Origin of the sequence: Actinomadura keratinilytica (assembly GCF_039539665.1) — a bacterium.
Lineage (GTDB): Bacteria > Actinomycetota > Actinomycetes > Streptosporangiales > Streptosporangiaceae > Spirillospora > Spirillospora keratinilytica.
In genome coordinates this window covers 43,377-49,628 of sequence record NZ_BAABDO010000038.1, presented here as the reverse complement: position 1 = coordinate 49,628, position 6,252 = coordinate 43,377, and the positions used below count along the sequence as shown (strand labels likewise).

The following is a 6,252-nucleotide window of genomic DNA, read 5'->3' as shown; positions in this document are numbered from 1 at the left end:
CGCCCACGCCGCACGCTCCGGGCGGCGTGGGCGCGGGGCCGGTGCGGCGGCGCGACGCGCCGCCGCCCTTGACCCCTAAAAGCGGAATTCGGCAACGTCCTGCCTGCTGGGCAGTCACGATGTGCCTTGCCGGTGCGGCGCTCATACCGGAAGAGTCGTTGCCGTCAGCCCCCGACTAGGCGGGCTTGCCCTACCGGGTGCCAGTCCCAGAGCCGTTCCTTGCCGCGCTGAACAACCAGACTCACAGCACTCAGCGTGACCTCCCGACTCGGGAGCTCTCGACCTAGAGCGGAAATGAGCGGTTGGGCCGGTTGTTCAGCCTCGCTGTAGGCGATCGTGACATGCGGGCTCCACGAGTTGGACTGCTTAGAGGATTCTCCTCGTCCAGTCACCTTATGGGTGACTTCCTGGACAGCTTCGCGAACTTTCGCCAGTGCGTCTGCGGGATGGGCGATGAGGGCTATTGCCTCGGGATGATAGAAGACTCGGCCGAGCGTTATTGTGACTGGAGGGATATCGGCGAGGATGCTCGATGCGGCGGCAAGCATCTCCAGCTGCCGATCATCGGTGATCTCATCGTCGGGTCCGGCGACGAGGACGGTTATGTGCAACCACTCGGCCGGCGTCATGTGCAGGCCGCGGAAGTCGGCGAGTCGCTCTTGGGCGGCTTGGGCGAGTTCACGCACTTCCGGATGATCGCCTACAAGGATGTGCCAATAGACCGTACCCTGTCCCGGTCCTGGTTCTTTGCGGTTCTGCCATCGGTTGACCATCTGTGTGGGCAGCGGGCTCATGGCTCCTCCGTGTCGGCGTCATCGGCAAGGGCGGCAGCGTTGAACTCCTGAATCTGCTGTCTGAGCTGAACTGCGAGGCGACTGCCCCGGAAAGGGGAACGATTGAGACGCGAATCCAGGTCTGCAAGGTAGCGGGTGACGGTTGACAGGCGCATCCCTGGAGAAAGCGTGAATATTTCGACCAGTTGTTCGGCAGTGCCATCAAGGTCGCCCTTGAGTAGGTGTGCAAGACCGGTGCCGATGCGAATTTGCGCCCAGTTCGCCAGGGCAACGGGAGCGCCTGCGGCCCATGCTTGATCTGCCATCTGGGCAGCTCGTAGGGCGCCGTCTGGGTCACCGGTTCGCGTGGCTACCGACAGAGCGAAGAGGGCTTGACGCTGACGTGCAGTACTTCGCCACCGTCGAACCGCAACGGCGGCTCGCTCCCCACCTGCACATGGCGATACGAGGGACGATCTCCCGCGCCGAACTGCGGCAGGTCGTGGCCGCGACCTATCACCAAGTGTGGTGGCCTCCCACCGATCGGGTCGTCTACTCCGGTGAGAACCTGCCGGTCTGGCACGCCTCCCCGGACGGCTCCGGCGGCGCCTACGTCGATCCCCGCACCGGTGAAGTACTCCCCACCTGGGATGAGGCGCTTGACGCCCTCGACCAGGACGACGACGCGCAACCCCTGCACGTGGTGCGGTTCGGGCGGCAGATCGACGCACAGGGCGTCCTGGCCGGAACCCCGGAAGCCAAGCGGCGCATCCGCCACTACCTCACCAAGTACCTCACCAAGAGCATCGGCGAATGCCACCAGGCCGAGACCGACCGCCAGCGCGCGCACGTCGAACGGCTGGCCGAGGAACTGCGGTATGAGCCGTGCTCCCCAACGTGCGCGAACTGGTTGCGGTACGGCGTCCAGCCCAAGAATCCGCGGCGGGGCCTGGTGCCGGGGTTCTGCAAAGGCAAAGCGCACCGACGCGAACACCTCGGGTACGGCGGCCGTCGCGTCCTGGTCTCCCGCAAGTGGTCCGGCAAGACCCTGGCCGACCACAAAGCCGACCGCGTCGCCTGGGTGCTCGCCCGCCTGGCCGAGGCCGGGATTCCGGCAACCGGCCCCGCCGCCGGCGACCGCCGATACCTGTGGGAACGCGCGAAACCCGGCGACCCCGACGTCAAACCCGTCACCCATCGAATCCTGCTGCTCATCAACGAACGCGTCACACGACGCGAACAACTCAACCAGGCACTCACCGAACTCTCGGCAACTACGGAGGCAGCGTGAGCCCCAAGCGCAACAATGTGGCTCCCCTCGACTCGGACGACCGTCTTCTCACCTACGACCAGGCGGCCGAGATCCTCAACACCAGTCCGCGGTTCCCCCGACGCCTGGTAGAGGAACGGCGCATCCGCTTCGTGCACGTCGGTCGCTTCGTCCGCATCCCCGAATCCGCACTTCGCGAGTTCATCGCGGCCGGGCTCGTCGAGCCGGTCACCCTTCGTGGGCAGCGCACAAGGAGGGCTGCTTGATGGCCGGTAAGCGGCGCTTCGGCCGTGTGCGCAAGCTCCCCTCCGGCCGCTTCCAAGCGCGGACCGGGGGCCGGACGGCATCGACCGTCCCGCGCCGCACACCTTCGCCACCAAGCGCGACGCCGAACAGTGGCTCCTCCTCAAAGAGGCGGAGATCAAGCGGGGCGACTGGATCGATCCGGACGCGGGGCGGGTGCCCTTCGAGGTCTACGCCAAGCAGTGGATCGATGATCGCGTGCTCAAGCCGCGAACGGAGGGCCTGTATCGCAGTCTGTTGCGCAACCACCTGCTTACGACTTTCGGCAGTCTCAACGTCGCTGACATCCGGGAGGCGGACGTACGGCGGTGGCGCAAGGAGCGGCTCGGGGTCGTCGGGCAGTCCACGGTCGCGAAGGCGTACCAGCTCCTGAAATCGATCATGAACACGGCGGTGGACGACGAGCTGATCCGCCGGAACCCGTGCCGGATCAAGGGTGCCAGCGTCCCGGACACCCCTGAGCGGGAGATGATTCCGCTCTCCAAAGTGCTGGAGATCGCGACCAAGATCCCACCGCGCTATCGGGCGCTTGTGCTGCTGGCGACGTTCGCAAGCCTGCGATGGGGCGAGTTGGCTGCCCTGCGACGGCAACACCTCGACCTTGATGCCGGAGTGGTTCGCGTGACGGCGGCGCTCGTCGAGTTGGACGGCGGGAAGCTCCTGGAGGACACCCCCAAGTCCCGGGCCGGGTGGCGTACCGTGGCGCTTCCGGCGGAGATCATCGCTGATCTGCGGGCCCACCTGGAGGAGTTCGCGGAGGAGGGGGCGAACGGGCGGGTGTTCGTGGGGCCTCGTGGCGGGCCGCTGCGGCGCTCAAGCTTCCGGCGAGTGTGGAACAAGGTACGGGCGGACGTCGGTCTTCCGGACCTGCACTTTCATGATCTGCGACACGTGGGCAACACGCTGGCGGCGGCGACCGGTGCCAGTCTCAAGGAACTGATGACCCGCATGGGGCACTCCTCGACGCGGGCCGCGCTGATCTACCAACACGCCAGTCAGGATCGAGACAAGCTCATCGCTGATGCTCTCGGGGCCGCACTGAAGGCAGCCCGCGCCGGCGACTCGCCGGGCAAGCGTCAGAGGGGCACGCGACGGCGATCGGGCACGCAACGGGCACGAAAGCAAAAACGATCTTGAGATGAAAGCAAGGCCCAGGTGGAGAACTTCGGCTCTCACCTGGGCCTTTGTCGTGGGAGCGGGCGACGGGAATCGAACCCGCGTAGCCAGTTTGGAAGACTGGGGCTCTACCATTGAGCTACGCCCGCGAGCAGGCCGGTGAGGCAGGGCCTCATGGCCGCCATCCCGTAGGGTACAGGCTTTCCGGGGCGGTCGTGACCGGTGGTGGGCGGTGTGACGGCTTCGGGGCGAGCGCGCGGAGGCTGATCGGCACTAGACTGCACGCGTCGCCGCATGGAGCGTTGTCCTCCTCGGTGATGGACGGGCTGTGGCGCAGTTTGGTAGCGCACCGGCTTTGGGTGCCGGGGGCCGTGGGTTCAAATCCCGCCAGCCCGACAAGAAATCCCCCTTGGTGGGGCGGGCCGTCGCCCGCCTGCGGCCTGAACGTTCGTGCAGGGGCCGGCGGGCGGAGCGTTGCAGGGATGCTCGGCCGTTCCGCGTTGATCGCTTAGGGCTGGAGCCCTCCAAGGCTGTCGGCAACTACGGGCGGTACTCCCCGTCTTGGCGTGTTCGGTCGGGTTGAACCCGGCGCAGTTTCCGGAACTGGATCCGGCTTCGTGTGAGCGAGCAGTGCGACGATCGGCCCCGTTCGCAAGGCCGTTCCGGCACGTCGAATACGAGCGGTCGCCTCCTCGGCGATCAGAACGGTGTCCGACATGCGGAGATCGACTCAGGAGCGTTCGGCCGCGGGTGTCGGCTGCATAATCCTCTGATCGGCCGAGTGCTTTCGGCGAGGAGGGGTCATGGCCGGATTCCGCGGCGGATTGTCCCGCCGTAATGTGCTCGGGGCCGGGGCGTTCACGTCCGGGGGGCTGCTGGTTCCGGGTGCGCCGGCGCGGGCGGCGGCCGGGCGGGTCGTGCGGCCGCCGATGCTGCGGCCCGGGGACCGGGTGCGGGTGGTGTCGCCGGGGAGCACGCCCGATCCGGAGCAGGTCGAACGGGGCGTGGAGATCCTGCGGAGCTGGGGCCTGGACGTCGAGCTGGGCGGCCACGTGTTCGACCGGCACGGCTACCTGGCGGGGCGGGACGAGCACCGGCTCGCCGACCTGCAGGAGGCGCTCGACGATCCGGACGTGCGGGGCGTGTTCGCCGCGCGCGGCGGATACGGGACGCAGCGGATCGTCGACCGGCTCGACCTGCGGGGCGTGCGGCGCCGTCCGAAAGTGGTCGTGGGGTTCAGCGACATCACCAGCCTGCAGGCGCGGCTGTGGCGGGCCGCCCGGCTGGTCACCTTCCAGGGGCCCATGGTGGCCTGGAACGACGACCGCACCGGGGCGGAGTCGGCGGAGTCGCTGCGGGCGGCGGTGATGACGACGCGTCCGGTGGTGCTGACCCGCGATCCGGCGGAGACGTCCGCGGCGGTCATGGTGCCGGGGCGGGCGCGGGGGCCGCTGCTCGGCGGCAACCTGTCGCTGGTGGACGCGGCGGTCGGCGCCGGCGACCTGCCCGTGCTGCGCGGCGCGGTGTTCTTCCTCGAGGAGGTCGGCGAGGCGCCGTACCGGATGGACCGGATGCTGACGCATCTGCGCCGGGCGGGTGCGCTGAAGGGGGTGCGGGGCGTGGTGATCGGGCAGATCACCGACAGCGTGGGCGAGCCGGGCGAGTGGGACGCCGTGGGCGTCCTGCGGGACCGGCTCGGCGACCTGGGCGTGCCGGTGCTGGGCGGGCTGCGGCTGGGGCACGGCCGCGGGCAGTTGACCGTGCCGCTCGGCGCGCGGGCCGCCGTCGACGCCTCGGCGGGCACGCTGACCGTGGAGGCCGGCGTCACCGACGACCGGTAGCGGCGCCCCGGTCCGCGTCGGATCTGCGAGCGTCCGGCCCGGCCGCTTGATGGCGCGTCGGGCCGCCGCCCCCCGCACGCCCCGGCGGTGCCGAGGTGTCCTGCATCCGCCGACGATCTCCGCAGATCGCGCACAACTTCTCGACGGAACATCCCGATCACACCGTTTGGGTGGGATTAGATCGTCCGAGACGAGGAGCGTGCATGACCACCATGGACGGCACGAGGGTGCGGGGCGCGGCGGACCCGTTCGCGCGTTGGCGCGAGGAGTTCGAGCGGGAGGCGCGGCTGCGGCGGCGTCGGCCCGAGCCGCCCTGGGAGCGCGGGGCCCGGCTGCATCCGGCGGTGGTGCGCAGCGTCCAGCGGTTCCAGGTCGGCGAGGACGGCGACGGGGCCAACCTGATCGCCAAGGCGGGCGGCGGCGACTACGGCGCGGCGGTGCGGCTGTTCGTGGCGGAAGAGCGCGAGCACGCGCGGCTGCTGGGCGAGCTGCTGCGGGCGGCCGGTGCCGGGACGGTCTCCGGGCACTGGAGCGACACGGTGTTCGTGCGGGTGCGGCGCGCGTTCGGCCTGCGGCTGGAACTGCTGGTGCTGATGATCGCCGAGGTCGTCGCGCTCGGCTACTACCGGGCGCTGCGCGACGGGACGACCGATTCGCTCACCACCGAGGTCGCCGGGCGCCTGCTGGACGACGAGCGCCGCCATGTCCCGTTCCACTGCGACCGGCTGCGGTCGGCCCTGCCGCGGGCGGGACGGCCGGCGCTGATCCTCGGCTGGCGGGCGGCCGCCGCGGTGACGGCGGCCGTGGTGGCCGCCGACCACGGGCGGGCGCTGCGCGTCCTCGGTCTGACCCGCCGCCGCTTCGTCCGCGACGTGCTGGCGGAGGCCGGCCGGGCCGCCGCGTCGCTCCGCCGCCGCTGACCCGCGGCCCGGCGTGCGGGAGGTTGCTC

7 protein-coding genes and 2 tRNA genes are annotated in these 6,252 nt (G+C 69.7%); 6 read left to right on the top strand and 3 right to left on the bottom strand.

The annotated features are described in order from the left end of the window. Positions 1–164: 164 nt before the first annotated feature. Entirely contained in the window at positions 165–794 is a 630-nt protein-coding gene (locus tag ABD879_RS14970; RefSeq protein ID WP_345021791.1) for a 2'-5' RNA ligase family protein, read from the bottom strand. Continuing rightward, complete coding sequence (locus tag ABD879_RS14965) at positions 791–1,099, bottom strand: hypothetical protein (protein ID WP_345021789.1); 309 nt, start codon at positions 1,097–1,099, stop codon at positions 791–793. Before ABD879_RS14965 ends, ABD879_RS14970 begins: the two co-directional genes overlap by 4 nt. Here ABD879_RS14965 and ABD879_RS14960 point away from each other — a divergent pair. The 3 genes from ABD879_RS14960 to ABD879_RS14950 all read left to right on the top strand — a co-directional run bounded on the left by ABD879_RS14960 (position 1,084) and on the right by ABD879_RS14950 (position 3,483). Beyond that, the gene (locus tag ABD879_RS14960) at positions 1,084–2,064 is read left to right on the top strand and encodes a replication initiator (protein WP_345021787.1); all 981 of its coding nucleotides are present in this window, start codon (positions 1,084–1,086) and stop codon (positions 2,062–2,064) included. The genes ABD879_RS14965 and ABD879_RS14960 overlap by 16 nt on opposite strands. Then, a complete protein-coding gene (locus ABD879_RS14955; RefSeq protein WP_285497265.1) occupies positions 2,061–2,309 on the top strand; it encodes an excisionase family DNA-binding protein in 249 nt (82 codons plus the stop codon). Before ABD879_RS14960 ends, ABD879_RS14955 begins: the two co-directional genes overlap by 4 nt. Positions 2,310–2,502: 193 nt before the next feature. Further along, complete coding sequence (locus tag ABD879_RS14950) at positions 2,503–3,483, top strand: tyrosine-type recombinase/integrase (RefSeq protein WP_345021785.1); 981 nt, start codon at positions 2,503–2,505, stop codon at positions 3,481–3,483. Positions 3,484–3,540: 57 nt separating this feature from the next. Here ABD879_RS14950 and ABD879_RS14945 read toward each other — a convergent pair. Further along, a tRNA-Gly gene (locus ABD879_RS14945) sits at positions 3,541–3,611 on the bottom strand. A gap of 173 nt (positions 3,612–3,784) precedes the next feature. On the opposite strand from ABD879_RS14945, the gene ABD879_RS14940 reads away from it, so the two are divergent. The 3 genes from ABD879_RS14940 (at position 3,785) to ABD879_RS14930 (ending at position 6,223) form a co-directional block, all read left to right on the top strand. Continuing rightward, positions 3,785–3,858: transfer RNA gene (locus ABD879_RS14940), tRNA-Pro, on the top strand. A gap of 428 nt (positions 3,859–4,286) precedes the next feature. Further along, the gene (locus ABD879_RS14935; RefSeq protein ID WP_345021783.1) at positions 4,287–5,303 is read left to right on the top strand and encodes a S66 peptidase family protein; all 1,017 of its coding nucleotides are present in this window, start codon (positions 4,287–4,289) and stop codon (positions 5,301–5,303) included. Positions 5,304–5,506: 203 nt separating this feature from the next. Next, positions 5,507–6,223, top strand: coding sequence for a ferritin-like domain-containing protein (locus ABD879_RS14930; protein ID WP_345021781.1), 717 nt, complete (start codon positions 5,507–5,509; stop codon positions 6,221–6,223). The last annotated feature ends 29 nt before the right edge of the window (positions 6,224–6,252 follow it).

Coding starts and splice junctions, on each gene's coding strand:
- ABD879_RS14930 (WP_345021781.1), top strand. CDS start 5,507: ATGACCACCATGGACGGCACGAGGGTGCGGGGCGCGGCGGACCCGTTC.
- ABD879_RS14970 (WP_345021791.1), bottom strand. CDS start 794: ATGAGCCCGCTGCCCACACAGATGGTCAACCGATGGCAGAACCGCAAA.
- ABD879_RS14965 (WP_345021789.1), bottom strand. CDS start 1,099: ATGGCAGATCAAGCATGGGCCGCAGGCGCTCCCGTTGCCCTGGCGAAC.
- ABD879_RS14960 (WP_345021787.1), top strand. CDS start 1,084: ATGCTTGATCTGCCATCTGGGCAGCTCGTAGGGCGCCGTCTGGGTCAC.